We start from the raw sequence: 15,523 nt of genomic DNA, 5'->3' as shown, positions 1-15,523 counted from the left end.
GGCCATATCATCCGTGAATATGCGCCATGACTCCAGCGCCAAAGAGCCGATCTACGCTTTAAATCGTAGATCGAGGGCTCTAATACGCCTTAAACCGGCGTTTCCACCAGCAAAGCATCCACACGCTGGAAGCCGCGAGGCAGTTTATTACCGCGACGACCACGCTCGCCCTTGTAGTGTTCAAGGTCGTCAGGGCGCAATGACAACGTGCGCTTGCCGGCCTGGAGCACCAGGGTGGAACCTTCCGGGATCACCGCGATGTCGGTCACGTACTCTTCGCGACTGGCCACCCGCTCCCCTGGAATACCAATAATCTTGTTGCCCTTGCCTTTGCCCAGCTGGGGTAGATCGCTGATCTTGAACACCAGCAGACGACCTTCGGTGGTCACCGACGCCAGCCAATTGCTCTCACGGTCATCTACCGGTCGCGGCAGGATCACCTTGGCGTTATTCGGCAGGCTCAACAACGCCTTGCCCGCCTTGTTCTTGGCCTGCAGGTCTTCACCCTTGACCACAAACCCGTAACCGGCGTCGGAGGCGATGACGTACAGCGAGTCATCGTCCGGCAGCAGCACGCATTCAAAATTCGCCCCTGGTGGCGGCGTTAGACGCCCGGTCAACGGTTCGCCCTGCCCCCGTGCTGACGGTAAGGTGTGCGCCGGCACTGAATAGCTGCGCCCCGTGGAGTCGATAAACACCGCAAACTGGTTAGAACGCCCGGCCGCGGCGGTTTTAAACCCATCACCCGCTTTGTACGACAAGCCAGTGGCGTCAATATCATGCCCCTTGGCCGAACGAACCCAACCCTTTTCCGACAGAACGACGGTAATTTTCTCGTTTGGCAGCAGTTCGGTTTCTGTCAGCGCCTTCGCTTCAGCACGCTGCACGATTGGCGAACGACGGTCATCGCCGTAGGTTTCGGCGTCTTTGATCAGCTCGGTACGCACCAGCTTTTTCAGCTTGGCTTCACTGCCCAACAGGGCTTGCAGCTTGGCTTGCTCCTTAAGCAACGCGTCTTGCTCGTCGCGCAGTTTCATTTCTTCCAGTCGCGCCAATTGACGCAAGCGGGTGTCGAGGATGTAGTCAGCCTGGATCTCGCTCAGCTCGAAGCGCGCGATCAATTCGGCTTTCGGGTGCTCGGCGGTACGGATGATGTGAATCACTTCATCCAGGTTGAGATAGGCAATCAGCAAGCCGTCCAACAGGTGCAGGCGGCGCTCGACCTTGTCCAAGCGGAATTGCAGGCGGCGACGAACGGTTTGTACGCGGAACTCCAACCACTCCACCAGCAGGTTGCGCAGGTTTTTCAGCTGCGGCTTACCGTCCAGACCGATGATGTTGATGTTGACCCGGTAGCTGGACTCAAGATCGGTACTGGCGAACAGGTGCTGCATCAGCACTTCGTGATCGACCCGGCTGTTGGTCGGGATGATCACGATACGGCATGGGTTTTCGTGGTCGGACTCGTCACGCAGGTCGGCGACCTGGGGCAGTTTCGACGGTTTGGCCTGCATCAGCGCAGCAATCTGCTCCAACACTTTGGCGCCCGACACCTGATGCGGCAGAGCGGTGACGATAATGTCGCCGTCCTCAATGTGGTACACAGCGCGCATGCGCACCGAGCCCTTGCCGGTTTCGTACATCTTCAGCAGATCGGCGCGCGGCGTGATGATTTCCGCTTCGGTCGGGTAGTCCGGGCCCTGGATATGCTCACAGAGCTGCTCGACGGTCGCCTTTGGCTCATCCAGCAAGCGTACGCAGGCGGTGGCGACTTCCCGCAGGTTGTGCGGCGGTACGTCGGTGGCCATGCCGACCGCGATACCGGTGGTGCCATTGAGCAGGATGTTCGGCAAACGTGCCGGCAACACCAGAGGCTCGTCCAGTGTGCCGTCGAAGTTCGGGCCCCAATCCGCAGTACCCTGGCCCAGTTCGCTGAGCAGCACTTCCGAGTAACGCGACAACCGCGCCTCGGTGTAACGCATCGCGGCGAAGGACTTAGGATCATCCGGCGCACCCCAGTTACCCTGGCCGTCCACCAGCGTGTAGCGGTAGCTGAACGGTTGGGCCATCAGCACCATGGCTTCGTAGCACGCCGAGTCGCCATGGGGGTGGAACTTACCCAGCACGTCACCGACGGTACGCGCCGATTTCTTGTGCTTGGAATCGGCATCCAGGCCCAACTCACTCATGGCGTAGATAATGCGCCGCTGTACGGGCTTGAGGCCGTCGCCGATATGCGGCAACGCGCGGTCCATGATCACGTACATGGAGTAGTTGAGGTAGGCATTTTCGGTGAAGTCAGCCAGCGACCGGCGTTCTACGCCGTCTAAGCTGTCTGCGAGGATGTCACTCATGCGGGCCTCATCATTGTTTGGTAAGGCGCAGCGGAAATGCCGCTGCGCTGAGTCAATTCAAGTGTTTGATCATTCACGGCTGGGCACTCCAGCCGCCGACCGGGGCGGCAAAACGATAGACCACCGGGCGTTTTTCACCATCGGCGCGAGGGCCGAAGTTGTTGTCGATACCCAGCCACGCGCCTTCAGCATCAACCACAAGGGCTTCGGCAAGACCATAGGGCTGGGCATAACGCCGCTCGGGCACCAGGGTTTCGTCGGCAAACGACCAGCACAGCTCGACCTTGGCGGTGACCGCATCGCGCCGGCAAATCTGGAACGCGTTGCGCTCCAGCGTAAACAGCTTGCCGTTGAACAGGGAGAGATCAGCGAAATCCTTGGACACGGGCTTGGCGTCGGTGAATTTAGCCGGTTGTACCTCCTGGCCGGCCTCACTTAACAACACGCAAGGGCCCTCACAACTCCACAGGCTTTGCCCTCGCTTGATGGAAATTAAGCCACGCCGCTCACGCTCGGCCGCCAGCCAGATTTGATTGCCTTCAGGGTTCACCGCCAAGCCTTCAAACAGCGCATTGAAGTGCAGCAACATGCCACTGGCCCGGGCCTCACGCACCATGCTTGGGGCAATCTTCAGCCATTCAGGTGCGCCGGTGGCAGGCACTTGCAGCACTGCCGCATGGGCTTCACTGACGATGTAGCGATTACCGGCAACATCGCAGCTGATCCCTTCAAAGTCCAGGTCGCCACCGCGAATAAACGAAGCAGCCGTGGTGCGCGAACGCAGCCCCCAAGGCAGACCGGACTCTGGCACGGGCGGCACTTCGATTTTCACCGTTTCGGCCTGCCAGGTCGGCGCGCTGATATCCAGACGGTAGATCTGATCGTCGTCACGGTCGGAAACCGTCCACAATTCCTTGCCGCACACAGCCAGACCCGACAGATTGCCGCCGCGCATGCCATCCACCGGGTGCTCGGACACGAGTTTGAGCTCTGCCACGGGCGCAGCAACCACCGGGGTGGCCGCCAGCCCGCTCATCATCAGGATCGCCAGGGCGACGCCTGTGCGCATCAGCCCACCACCTCGGCCAGGTTGCCTTTGGATTCCAGCCAGGACTTGCGGTCCGGCGCGCGTTTCTTCGCCAGCAGCATGTCCATCATTTCCGAGGTGGCGGCGTAGTCTTCCAGGGTCAACTGCACCAGGCGCCGGGTGTTGGGGTCCATGGTGGTTTCACGCAATTGTGGCGGGTTCATTTCACCCAGACCTTTGAATCGCGTGACCTGCGGCTTGCCACGTTTCTTCTCGGCCACCAGGCGGTCGAGGATGCCATCGCGCTCCGCTTCATCCAGGGCATAGAAAATCTCCTTGCCCAGGTCGATGCGATACAGCGGCGGCATGGCGACGTAGACGTGACCGGCATCCACCAACGGGCGGAAGTGCTGCACGAACAGGGCACAGAGCAACGTGGCGATGTGCAGCCCGTCGGAGTCGGCGTCGGCGAGGATGCAGATCTTGCCGTAACGCAGTTGGGCGATATCCGCAGAACCTGGGTCGACACCAATGGCCACGGCGATGTTGTGCACTTCCTGGCTGGCCAGGACTTCGCTGCCGTCGACTTCCCAAGTGTTAAGAATCTTGCCGCGCAACGGCAGGATCGCCTGGAATTCCTTGTCCCGCGCTTGTTTGGCGGAACCGCCGGCGGAGTCACCCTCCACCAGGAACAGTTCGGAGCGCATCGGGTCCTGCCCGGCGCAATCGGCCAGTTTGCCTGGCAGTGCCGGGCCCTGGGTGATGCGCTTGCGCTCAACCTTCTTACTGGCTTTGAGGCGACGGCCGGCGTTATTGATCGCCAGTTCGGCCAAGGCCAAGCCCAGCTCAGGATGCTCGTTGAGCCACAGGCTGAAGGCGTCCTTAACCACACCAGAGACAAACGCCGCCGCCTCGCGGGACGACAGACGCTCTTTGGTCTGGCCGGAGAACTGCGGTTCCTGCATTTTCATCGACAGCACGAACGCGATGCGCTCCCACACGTCTTCCGGCGCCAGCTTCACGCCGCGCGGCAGCAGGCTGCGGTATTCGCAGAATTCGCGCATGGCATCGAGCAGGCCCTGGCGCAAACCATTGACGTGGGTGCCGCCCTGAGCCGTGGGAATCAGGTTGACGTAGCTTTCCTGCACGCTGTCGCCGCCCTCGGGCAACCACAGCAGCGCCCAGTCGACGGCTTCTTTATTGCCGGCCAGACTGCCGCAAAACGGTTCGTTGGGCAGGCGCTCGAAGTCGCTGACGGAATCTTCCAGATAAGAGCGCAGACCGTCTTCGTAATGCCACTCGACCTTCTCACCGGTGCCTTTGTCTTCAAAGGTCACCAGCAGGCCCGGGCACAACACGGCCTTGGCCTTGAGTACGTGTTTGAGGCGGCTGATGGAGAATTTCGGCGAATCGAAGTATTTCGGGTCCGGCGCGAAGTACACGCTGGTACCGGTATTGCGCTTGCCCACGGTGCCGATCACTTCGAGGTCGGTGGCTTTGTAGCCATCGGCGAAGGTCATCTGGTACTCGTTGCCGTCGCGCTTGACCTTGACCCGCACCAGCGTCGACAGGGCGTTGACCACGGAAATACCCACACCGTGCAAGCCACCGGAAAACTGGTAGTTCTTGTTGGAGAACTTACCGCCGGCGTGCAGCTTGGTGAGGATCAGCTCGACGCCTGACACGCCCTCTTCCGGGTGAATGTCCACGGGCATGCCGCGACCATCGTCGGACACTTCGAGGGAGTGGTCAGCGTGGAGAATGACGTGCACCGACTTCGCGTGCCCGGCCAAGGCTTCGTCAACGCTGTTGTCGATGACTTCCTGGGCAAGGTGATTCGGCCGGCTGGTGTCGGTGTACATGCCGGGGCGTTTGCGCACCGGGTCGAGGCCCGAGAGGACTTCGATGGCGTCGGCGTTATAAGAGCTAGCGCTGGGAGTGGCCATGGGGTCTCGTCGTGAGTCGTTCGATTAAAAAGTAACCTGCGGTTTTCAAGGCAATTACAGTGCCGAAAAATCGAAGGATTGATACTGATCTGCGCCAATGCCGGCAAAGCTCAACAGCGCCGGCAATTGCTGGGCGAACCCTTGGTAACCATGGTCGCCACCGGCCTGGATGCGCAAGGCGCAGGCCCGGTAATACTGTTGGGCGAGGCGATAATCCAGGGTTTCATCCCCGGTCTGCAACCACACCTGATAACGCGCAGCATCCTGGGGTGCCGGCACTTCCAACTCGGCGAGTGCCGTGACGTGGTCGTGGGTCAGTTCCCAGGTTTCATCGGTGTAGAGGTTCTTCTGGGTGCCCAGGTAGCCGTCGAACATCCGATGGGGGCTCACCGCCGGGTTGACCAGCAGCGCCTTGAGGCCATGGCGCTCGGCAAGATGGGTTGCATAGTAGCCGCCGAGTGAGCTGCCGACCAGCAGTGGCCGCCCCAGTTGGGCAATGGCTTGCTCCAACTGAGGAATTGCCTGACGGGGGTGGTGATGCAGCGCCGGCACGCGCAGTTGGTCGGCCAGGCCGAGGCTGTTCATCACGGTGATGAGCTGGCTGGCCTTGTTGGACGCCGGCGCACTGTTGAAACCGTGGATATACAGGATCGAAGCAGACATACCGGGCTCTCCGTGCTTGCGCCAAAAGCGCGCAGTTTACAGGTAAATCTCAGTAGCCGTTGCTACCGTAATCCACCGTAAACGCGAACCCGACCAAGCGCTCTACCCCGGTCTCCAGCCGCCCGTCGGCATGCAAACGCAACCAACGATACCCCGGCGCCTGCTCACTGACCTTGAAGTCCTCGCTGCCCGGCGCGAACTGGATGCACGTAGACGGCGACGCTAGCAGGCGCACGCCATTACGTTCGCGGTCGATTTCCTGGTGCACATGCCCCCAGAGCACTGCCCTGACTTGGGGAAAGCGGTCCAGCACGGCAAACAACGCTTCGGGATTGCGCAGGCCGATGGGGTCCATCCACGCACAGCCGAAAGACACTGGGTGATGGTGAAAGCACACCAGATGATGACGGCCGGGGGCTTCACTCAGGGCTTGGGCCAGCAATTGCAGTTGCGAGTCCTGAAGGTAGCCTGGCACCGAGCCCGGTACGGCAGAGTCCAGCAGTGTGATGCGCCAGTTGCCCACATCCACCACCGGTTCAAGCAGGTCGCTGTGCGCAGCGGCGTGCGCCATGATTTGCGGCTCGTCGTGGTTACCGGGAATCCAGCGGGCAGGGGCGCCGATGGATGCGGTCATGTCGCGAAATTGCTGGTACGACTCCAGCGTGCCGTCCTGGGACAAGTCCCCGGTAGCCACTATCAGGTCGATTTGCGGCTGTTGCTGGCACACCAACTCAATTACACGCCGCAGGCTCTCACGGGTATTCATACCCAGCAGCGTGCCGTCGGCCTCGGCAAACAGGTGGCTGTCGGACAGTTGCACCAGCAACGCCGGCGCATCGGGGTTCACGGTGGATACGCTCGGCAAGGCGCTCTCCCAAGGCAATCACAGGAATAGACAATTGGGGCGATTATGCTGGGGCAGAACACAAAGAGGAAACCCAAGGAAGCAGACGCAGTTCACATCTACCGCACGACCTCAAACTCATGACCCAGAGCCAGGCAATGGCTCAACCACTCGCCGAGGAACACATTGAGCTGTGCTTTCTCATCGGGCTGGTGCATGAACACATTTGGGTAAGGATAGATGCTGCGGAAGCGTCGTGCATGTTCGGCGCTGATCACTTCGGCCATGCGGGCGTCGTGGTAAACCTGCACTTCCAGTTGCGGCACCGGCAGCCAAGGCAGGCTGTGCTCCTGACGAACGCGCAGGGTGGTGGTGTACGGACAGTTGACGATAACTTCCAGGGCCAGTACGCCGAGCATTTGGTCGCCATGGGTTACGCCGATACGCCGTGCCTCGGGGGCGTGGCGCATATCGGGCAACAGGCGCATCAGCCGCGCATAGTTGGCTTCGCAGGCGGCTTGCAGCCCGATCAGGTCGACTCGATAACGTTCCCGTGCCTTTACTGCCATAACCCCCTCACTTCCGCGCGATTAAGCGCAAGCCATTGCAGGGCGATAATGCTGGCTGCGTTGGAAATCTTGCCGTCGCGCACCGCTTGCAGGGCATCTTCGAAGGCCCAGACGGTGACGCGGATATCTTCTGCCTCTTCTTCCAATCCATGGACACCACCTGCACCGGCGCTCTCGCAACGGCCCAGGTACAAATGCACAAACTCGGTACTGCCACCGGGCGACGGGAAATACTTGGTAATCGGCCACAGCGCGGAGAACGTCAGCCCAGCTTCCTCCTCGGCTTCGCGGTGTGCAACCTCCTCCGGCTCTTCATCCTTGTCGATCAGGCCCGCGACCATTTCCACCAGCCAAGGATTGTTGCTGCGGCCCATGGCGCCTACACGGAACTGCTCGATCAACACCACTTCATCGCGCTGCGGGTCGTACGGCAAGACACACACCGCGTCGTGACGGACGAAGACTTCGCGGTTGATCACCCGGCTCATGCCGCCATCGAATTTTTCGTGGCGCAGTTGCACGCGATCAAGCTGGTAGAAGCCCTTGTAGGCATTGTCGCGCTGAACAATTTCGATTGTGCTCGGCGTCGATTTTGCTGTGTCCGTCATATCCCTTCCTCGTTATGCCTGAGCAATTCGCGCCATCCTAACGCGCTCCCGCCCTCGGATGCAGCCCCTTTCCGGTTGCCGGGATAGACGGCGGGCGTCAAACTCACTCTAATCAGCTTAGTGGCGAACTGACTGCCTTGCTGGTAGTCGAAGCTGCACAATTTCGCTCTTATCGATAGACGAAGGACACCCATGTCGCTTTTAAAAATCGCCTCCGTGGCCTGCATCGCCTTGACCCTCGGCGCCTGCCAAAGCTTGTTCCAACCCAACTGGCGTACCCCGCTGGAAGCCACCCGCGACACCACTGAACAAACCCGGCCGGGCTGCGCCAGCGCCGATTGCGCACTGGTGAATATCGACACCGTGCACTTCGCCAAGGAACCCAAGCTGGACGCGCTGATCGAACAGCGCCTGCTGGAAATGACCGGCGCCAACCCGCTGCCGACCAGCCTTGAGACCTATCGCGAGCAATTCCTGAAAACCGCGGCCCCAAGCAACAGCATGTATTTGCAGGCCAAGGTACGGGAGCAGCATGACGGCTTGGTGATCATCGAACTGTCCAGCTATCTGGACCAGGGCGCCACCCATGGCGAGCCGGGCCGCGCATTCATCAACTATTCGCGCCAGCAGCAAAAGGCCCTCTCGCTCACCGACATGCTACTGCCGGGTAAAGAGGACGCCTTCTGGAAAGCCGCCCAAGTGGCACACAACAGTTGGTTGATCAGCACCCGCCTGAGCCTGGAGCCGGAGTTTGTGAAAACCTACCCCTTCCAGAAAACCCCGAACGTTGCGCTGACCTATGGTGGCGTGGTCCTCAAGTACCCCACCACCACCATCGCGCCGTATGCCTTGGGCCATGTCGAGTTGCAAATTCCCTACTCGCGCCTGGACGGCATTCTCAAGCCTGAGCTGGTACCCGCACGCCGCTGAAGGCCCGACCCAGGATGAACTGCAGCAGCCCTGCCAGCACCAGCGCCGGCAGGGTTGCGCCGACATCCGGGTACAGATTGGCCAACAGATGGTAAGTGGCAATGCCACCTAACCAGGCCAACAGCGCCGGCCAACGCAGGCCGGCAACCACACCCTGACCACGACGGCGCAGGATGAAATGATCCACCAGCACCACACCGAACAACGGCGCAAACACTGAGCCGATCAATAGCAGGAAGTTCTGGTACTGGGCCAACGGCGCGAAACAGGCGATCAAGGTGCAGATGACACCGATGGCCAACGCCAGATGCTCGACTTTCAAGCGCAACAGAACCCCGCTGGACACCGCCGCCGAGTGAATATCGGCAAAAGCATTTTCCGACTCGTCCAACAGGATCAGCAGCAGCGGAATCCCCAGGCCGGCGCCAGCCAAAGCCAGGAGCAGCGCGTTCACTTCACCGCTCGGCGCAAATGCCAGGGTGTAGGCCACGCCCAGGCTCATCAGCCAGAAATTACCGATAAAGAAGCCCACCGCGGTGCCGCCGAACACGCTTTTAGCGCGCTTACCGAAACGGGAGTAATCGGCAATCAGCGGTAACCAGGACAGCGGCATGGCGATGGCAATATCGAAGCCCACGGCGAACGGCATCGAACCGTCACCGGCCTGAGCCCATAGCGCGGCCAAATCAGCCTTGGCGAACAAGTTCCAGGTGAGCCACAGACAGGCGGCGAGCAGCAGCCAGATGCCCCATTTGCGCAGGATCTGACGCACAAAGGTCAATGGACCGCTGACTGCCAGCAGCGTCGCCAAGCCGCCGAAAAACAGCGTCCACAGCAACGGGCTGGCCAGCAGGCTGCCCTCGCTGAATGCTCGCGTACCCAACAGGCTGGCCGCATCGCGCATCACAATGATTTCGAATGAACCCCAGCCGATCAACTGCAGCAAGTTGAGCAACGCGGGCAGGCTCGCGCCTTTGGCACCGAGGCTGAGCTTGAGCGCCGCCATGGCGGACAGGCCGGTGTCGCTGCCGATCACGCCGACGGCGGCCAGCAACAACACGCCGACCAGAGTGCCGAGGAAGATTGCCAGCAATGAACCCGACAGGCCCAGCCCCGGCGCAAGCAAAGCGCCGGTTTGCAGGACCATCAGGCCAATGCCGAGGGAGAACCATAGGGAGAACAGGTCACGGGCGCCGAAGACACGTTTGTCTTGGGGGACTGCGATGTCCGGTGAGTAGGTGCTCGGTTGAATGTTCAAGGGTGTTATCTCTGAGGGGCATGTGTTGTTTGAAAGATTGCTATCGGGGGCAAGCCCCCTCCCACATGTTGAATGGCGAACACGTTCAAGTGTGGGAGGAGGCCTGCCCCCGATGAGGCCCTTAAAAGCACCTGCAACCTCGGATCAGACCTTCTTATAAAGCTGACTGCCTTCCTGCTTGAACCGCTCTGCCTGCTCCGCCAAGCCCTTGGCCACGTCCACATCCACCGCTTCAATGCGCTGGTTGGCCGCGTATTCACGCACTTCCTGGGTGATTTTCATCGAGCAGAATTTCGGCCCGCACATTGAGCAGAAATGCGCGACCTTGGCCGAGTCCTTCGGCAGGGTTTCATCGTGATAGGAGCGCGCGGTATCAGGGTCAAGGCCGAGGTTGAACTGGTCTTCCCAGCGGAACTCGAAGCGCGCCTTGCTCAAGGCGTTATCGCGGATCTGCGCGCCCGGGTGGCCTTTGGCAAGGTCGGCGGCATGGGCGGCGATCTTGTAGGTGATGATCCCCGTCTTCACGTCATCCTTGTTCGGCAGGCCCAGGTGTTCCTTGGGCGTGACGTAGCACAGCATGGCGCAACCGAACCAACCGATCATCGCCGCACCGATACCGGAGGTGATGTGGTCGTAACCCGGCGCGATGTCGGTGGTCAGTGGGCCGAGGGTGTAGAACGGCGCCTCGTCGCAGCACTCCAGCTGCTTGTCCATGTTCTCTTTGATCAACTGCATCGGTACGTGGCCGGGGCCTTCGATCATGGTTTGCACGTCGTGCTTCCAGGCGGTCTTGGTCAGTTCGCCCAGGGTTTCCAGCTCGCCGAACTGCGCGGCGTCGTTGGCGTCGGCAATCGAGCCGGGGCGCAGGCCGTCGCCGAGGGAGAAGCTGACGTCATAGGCCTTCATGATTTCGCAGATTTCGTCGAAATGCGTATAGGTGAAGTTCTCTTTGTGGTGCGCCAGGCACCACTTGGCCATGATCGAACCGCCACGGGACACGATGCCGGTGACGCGCTTGGCAGTCAGCGGCACGTACCGCAGCAGCACGCCGGCGTGGATGGTGAAGTAGTCGACGCCCTGCTCGGCCTGTTCGATCAAGGTGTCGCGGAACAGCTCCCAAGTCAGGTCTTCGGCGGCGCCGCCGACTTTTTCCAGGGCCTGGTAGATCGGCACGGTACCGATTGGCACTGGCGAGTTACGGATGATCCACTCGCGGGTTTCGTGGATGTGCTTGCCGGTGGACAGGTCCATCACCGTGTCCGAGCCCCAGCGAATGCCCCAGGTAAGTTTCGCCACTTCTTCTTCGATGGACGAACCCAAGGCGCTGTTGCCGATGTTGCCGTTGATCTTCACCAGGAAGTTACGGCCGATGATCATCGGCTCCAGCTCGGTGTGGTTGATGTTGGCCGGGATAATTGCGCGGCCACGGGCGATTTCTTCGCGCACAAACTCGGGGGTGATGATTTTCGGCACGCTGGCACCGAAGCTGTGGCCGGCGTGTTGCTGGTCCAACAGACCACTGGCGCGGGCTTCTTCGAGCTTCATGTTTTCGCGGATGGCGACGTATTCCATCTCGGCGGTGATGATGCCTTTGCGCGCGTAGTGCATCTGGGTGACGTTGGCGCCGGCCTTGGCGCGGCGCGGATTTTTCACATGGGCAAAGCGCAGTGCGGTCAGTTCGGCATCGCTCAGGCGCTGCTGGCCGAAATGCGAGCTGAGGCCGGACAGGCGCTCGGTGTCGCCGCGTACTTCGATCCACGGCGAGCGCACATCGCCCAGGCCTTTACGCACGTCGATGATTACATTGGGGTCGGTGTACGGGCCGGAGGTGTCATAGACCACCACGGGTGCGTTGATTTCACCGCCAAAGTCGGTAGGGGTCACGTCCAGGCTGATCTCACGCATCGGCACACGAATGTCCGGGCGAGTGCCTTGCACGTAGATTTTTTGCGAGCGGGTAAACGGCTGCACAGAGCCGGAGTCGACCTTGGCCGATTCACTTAAATGCACAGTGTTTTTTAGTTTTGTAGTCATCACGGGCTCCAACTTATCCAGGCGGTGGATTTTTGTCGGAGCGAACCTGTGACGGATGGACGCACTGAAACCAGTGCTGTGCTTGGCGCACGAGGACTGTTCGATTGTCGAACAGCATCCCGGACGAAGCACAAGAGGACTCGCCGGGTGACGAGAAATCTTGTTCCCTACGCAGGCGTTAACCTGATCAGGTTCAACGGGATCCGGTATTTACCGATCTCAGCCTTCCAACAAGGCACCCCGACAAGAACGCGGCCAGTCTAGACCATGGCGTGGGCAAATTGCCAACAGTGGAGCATTCAGCGTGATGAATGGCGCAATTACAGGATTGTTGTGCCGGGGTCGCGCCACTACACTCGGATGCCGCCTCAAGGCTTGACGCCAGAAATGACCAGCCGTAGCCTTGGGCGCTAAATTATCGCCGTAATATTCACACTAGGGATCGCCTCATGCTGCGCAAACTTTCACTGGCTGTTGCCGTGTCTTGTGCGACCAACGGAATGGTCTGGGCAGCTGAAGCGCCCTTGTCTGCCAGAACCGATCTGGTCAGCGTCTATCAGGAAGCGGTGGATAACAACGCCGACCTGGCCGCCGCCCGGGCCCAATACGGTGCGCAAAAAGAAGTGGTACCCCAGGCCCGCGCCGGGTTGCTGCCGAATCTGTCGGCTGGTGCCGATATCAACAATGTGCGCACCCAGATCGACACGCCCTCGGCCACCGCCAACCGTGACGCCCATTCCTGGCGCGCGACCTTGAGCCAGCCACTGTTCCGCGCCGACCGCTGGTTCCAGTTGCAAGCCGCCGAAGCCGTCAACGAGCAGGCCGCATTGCAACTGTCGGCCACCGAACAGAACCTGATTCTGCAGAGCGCCGAAAGTTACTTCGCCGTGCTGCGCGCCCAGGACAACCTGGCCTCCACCAAGGCCGAAGAAAATGCATTCAAGCGCCAACTGGACCAGTCCAACGAGCGCTTCGATGTGGGCTTGTCGGACAAGACCGACGTGCTGCAATCCCAGGCCAGCTACGACACCGCTCGCGCCAACCGGATCCTGGCTCAGCGCCAGGTGGAAGACGCCTTTGAAGCGCTGATTACGCTGACCAACCGCCAATACAACTCGATCCAAGGCATCGTGCACACGTTGCCGGTGTTGCCGCCGCTGCCGAACGACGCCAAGGCGTGGGTCGAAACCGCTGGCCGCCAAAACCTGAATCTGTTGGCCAGCAACTACGCCGTCACCGCCGCTGAAGAAACCCTCAAACAGCGCAAGGCCGGTCATGCGCCGACTCTGGACGCAGTCGCGCAATACGAAAAAGGCGACAACGACGCGCTCGGTTTCAGCAACCCGAATGCTTTCGGCACGCCGTATCGCGGCGACGTCGAGCAGCGCACCATCGGCCTGCGCCTGAGTATCCCGCTGTACAGCGGCGGCCTGACCAGCTCGCAAGTGCGTGAGTCCTACTCGCGTCTGGGCCAGACCGAGCAGCAGCGCGAGGGCCTGCGCCGCCAGGTGGTGGAAAATACGCGCAACCTGCACCGCGCGGTGAACACCGATGTGGAACAGGTGCAAGCGCGCCGCCAGTCGATCATCTCTAACCAGAGCGCGGTGGAAGCCACGGAAATCGGTTACCAGGTGGGTACGCGCAATATCGTCGACGTGCTGGACTCACAGCGCCAGCTCTACTCGTCGGTGCGCAACTACAACAACAGCCGCTACGACTACATCCTCGACAACCTGCGCTTGAAGCAGGCGGCGGGCACCTTGAACCCAGGGGACTTGCAAGACCTGGCACGCTACCTCAAGGCGGACTACAACCCGGACAAGGACTTCCTGCCGCCAGACCTCGCCAAGGCCGCTGCCGAACAACTCAAGGCCCGCCCGGGATACTGAGCACACTACAAAACAACTGTGGGAGGGGGCTTGCTCCCGATAGCAATCTTTCAGGTCAGTCGTTTTGACTGACACTCTGCTATCAGAAGCAAGCGCCCTCCTACCTTTGGATCGGCGCTGGGTCAGCGAGCGATCAATCGGCCCAAACCATCCAGCAACCGCTTCAGCGCGCCCTGATTAGCCTGCATCACTTTGAGCCCCGCCTGCGCCATTTTGCGCGCATCCTGCGGCAGTTCGAACAGCTGTCGCACGGCTTCGGCCAACCCTTCAGCGTCATCCACCTCACGCAACGCACCCGCTTCGCGCATCATCGCGGTGATTTCGAGGAAGTTGAACACATGGGGCCCCATGATCACCGGCTTGGCCAGTGCCGCCGGCTCCAGAGGATTGTGCCCACCGGTCGCCACCAGGCTGCCGCCGACGAAGGCGCTGTCGGCGAGGGCGTAGAGAAACAGCAACTCGCCCATGGTATCGCCGAGCAGCACTGAGGTTTGTGCGCTTACGGGCTCGCCTGTAGAACGGCGCACCGTGGCAAATCCTTGCTGCTTGCACAGGTCGAACATCGGGCCGAAGCGTTCCTGATGACGCGGGACCAGAATCAGTAACGCGTTGGGATAGTGGCTGAGCAACTGACGATGAGCGGCCAACACCACTTCATCTTCACCTTCGTGAGTACTGGCGGCGATCCACACGGGACGCTCGCTGGCGCCCCATTGCTCGCGCAAGGCGGCGGCACGCTCAAGTAGCTGCGGGTCGATGGTCAGGTCGAACTTGATAGAGCCGGTCACTTCCACAGTCTCCGGCCGCGCGCCCAGGCTCAAGAAACGTTGGGCCTCGGTTTGCGTCTGCACAGCAAACAAGCTCATTTCAGCCAGCATCGGCGCCGTCAGCTTGGCGAAACGCCCATAGCCCTTGGCAGAGCGCGCCGACAGCCGCGCATTGGCCAGCGCCACCGGAATTCCGCGCTGGGCGCAGGCGTGGATATGGTTGGGCCACAGTTCGGTTTCCATGATCACCGCGAGCTTGGGCTGCACGCGATCGAGAAAACGCTTGGCGGCGCACGGCAAGTCATAGGGCAAATAGCAGTGCTGGATACGCGGCTCGTTGGCGAACAACGCCTGGATCCGCTCGGAACCGGTGGGCGTCATGCAAGTGACGGTGATCGGCAGCTGAGGATAACGCTCCAGCAGCCCACGGATCATCGGCGCAGCGGCAATGCTTTCGCCCACTGACACGGCATGCACCCAGATTCCGCCAGGCTGCATCACCGGCAAGCCATAGGAAAACCGCTCGCCCACGCGTCTGGCGTAGGCCGGTGCCTTGCGCGCGCGCAGCCACAGACGTAAAGCCACCAACGGCAGCGCCAGGTAAAACAGACAGCTGTAGAGAGTTCTATTCATG

12 protein-coding genes and 1 riboswitch are annotated in these 15,523 nt (G+C 60.8%); of the genes, 2 read left to right on the top strand and 10 right to left on the bottom strand.

Translation table 11 applies throughout. The features are described from left to right. Positions 1-89: 89 nt before the first annotated feature. The 7 genes from parC to LRO94_RS03300 all read right to left on the bottom strand — a co-directional run bounded on the left by parC (position 90) and on the right by LRO94_RS03300 (position 8,011). Positions 90-2,354 carry a DNA topoisomerase IV subunit A gene (gene parC / locus LRO94_RS03330; protein ID WP_032890452.1) on the bottom strand — a complete coding sequence of 755 codons (2,265 nt, stop codon included), beginning with the start codon at positions 2,352-2,354 and terminating at the stop codon, positions 90-92. 73 nt (positions 2,355-2,427) lie between these two features. Continuing rightward, complete coding sequence (locus LRO94_RS03325) at positions 2,428-3,423, bottom strand: esterase-like activity of phytase family protein (RefSeq protein WP_095186075.1); 996 nt, start codon at positions 3,421-3,423, stop codon at positions 2,428-2,430. Continuing rightward, positions 3,423-5,327, bottom strand: a complete 1,905-nt coding sequence (gene parE, locus LRO94_RS03320; protein ID WP_032890449.1) for a DNA topoisomerase IV subunit B — start codon at positions 5,325-5,327, stop codon at positions 3,423-3,425. Before parE ends, LRO94_RS03325 begins: the two co-directional genes overlap by 1 nt. A gap of 54 nt (positions 5,328-5,381) precedes the next feature. Then, positions 5,382-5,990: a YqiA/YcfP family alpha/beta fold hydrolase gene (locus tag LRO94_RS03315; protein ID WP_032890447.1), complete on the bottom strand. Its 609-nt coding sequence runs from the start codon at positions 5,988-5,990 to the stop codon at positions 5,382-5,384. Between the two features lie 49 nt (positions 5,991-6,039). After that, positions 6,040-6,855, bottom strand: a complete 816-nt coding sequence (cpdA, locus tag LRO94_RS03310) for a 3',5'-cyclic-AMP phosphodiesterase (RefSeq protein WP_032890445.1) — start codon at positions 6,853-6,855, stop codon at positions 6,040-6,042. Between the two features lie 98 nt (positions 6,856-6,953). Further along, entirely contained in the window at positions 6,954-7,403 is a 450-nt protein-coding gene (locus LRO94_RS03305; RefSeq protein ID WP_003171323.1) for a DUF1249 domain-containing protein, read from the bottom strand. After that, a complete protein-coding gene (locus tag LRO94_RS03300; protein WP_032890443.1) occupies positions 7,394-8,011 on the bottom strand; it encodes an NUDIX domain-containing protein in 618 nt (205 codons plus the stop codon). The genes LRO94_RS03305 and LRO94_RS03300 overlap by 10 nt, the downstream gene beginning before the upstream one ends. 192 nt (positions 8,012-8,203) lie before the next feature. Between LRO94_RS03300 and LRO94_RS03295 the strand changes: the two genes are divergently transcribed. Then, positions 8,204-8,941, top strand: coding sequence for an RsiV family protein (locus LRO94_RS03295; protein WP_032890438.1), 738 nt, complete (start codon positions 8,204-8,206; stop codon positions 8,939-8,941). On the opposite strand, the gene cytX is transcribed toward LRO94_RS03295, so the two are convergent. Both cytX and thiC read right to left on the bottom strand, forming a co-directional pair. Further along, on the bottom strand, positions 8,910-10,199 hold the full coding sequence (cytX, locus tag LRO94_RS03290) for a putative hydroxymethylpyrimidine transporter CytX (RefSeq protein WP_179179597.1): 1,290 nt from the start codon (positions 10,197-10,199) through the stop codon (positions 8,910-8,912). The two genes, LRO94_RS03295 and cytX, sit on opposite strands and share 32 nt — an antisense overlap. A 144-nt stretch (positions 10,200-10,343) precedes the next feature. Further along, positions 10,344-12,233: a phosphomethylpyrimidine synthase ThiC gene (gene thiC / locus LRO94_RS03285; protein WP_095186077.1), complete on the bottom strand. Its 1,890-nt coding sequence runs from the start codon at positions 12,231-12,233 to the stop codon at positions 10,344-10,346. Positions 12,234-12,380: 147 nt separating this feature from the next. Then, a riboswitch (TPP riboswitch) is annotated at positions 12,381-12,486 on the bottom strand. Between the two features lie 196 nt (positions 12,487-12,682). On the opposite strand from thiC, the gene LRO94_RS03280 reads away from it, so the two are divergent. Continuing rightward, complete coding sequence (locus LRO94_RS03280) at positions 12,683-14,122, top strand: TolC family outer membrane protein (protein ID WP_095186078.1); 1,440 nt, start codon at positions 12,683-12,685, stop codon at positions 14,120-14,122. A gap of 122 nt (positions 14,123-14,244) precedes the next feature. On the opposite strand, the gene waaA is transcribed toward LRO94_RS03280, so the two are convergent. Then, positions 14,245-15,522: a lipid IV(A) 3-deoxy-D-manno-octulosonic acid transferase gene (gene waaA / locus LRO94_RS03275; protein WP_179179598.1), complete on the bottom strand. Its 1,278-nt coding sequence runs from the start codon at positions 15,520-15,522 to the stop codon at positions 14,245-14,247. Position 15,523 lies beyond the last annotated feature (1 nt).

The organism is Pseudomonas sivasensis, assembly GCF_021391435.1.
Taxonomy (GTDB): domain Bacteria; phylum Pseudomonadota; class Gammaproteobacteria; order Pseudomonadales; family Pseudomonadaceae; genus Aquipseudomonas; species Aquipseudomonas sivasensis.
This window is presented reverse-complemented; position numbering and strand designations above follow the sequence as displayed.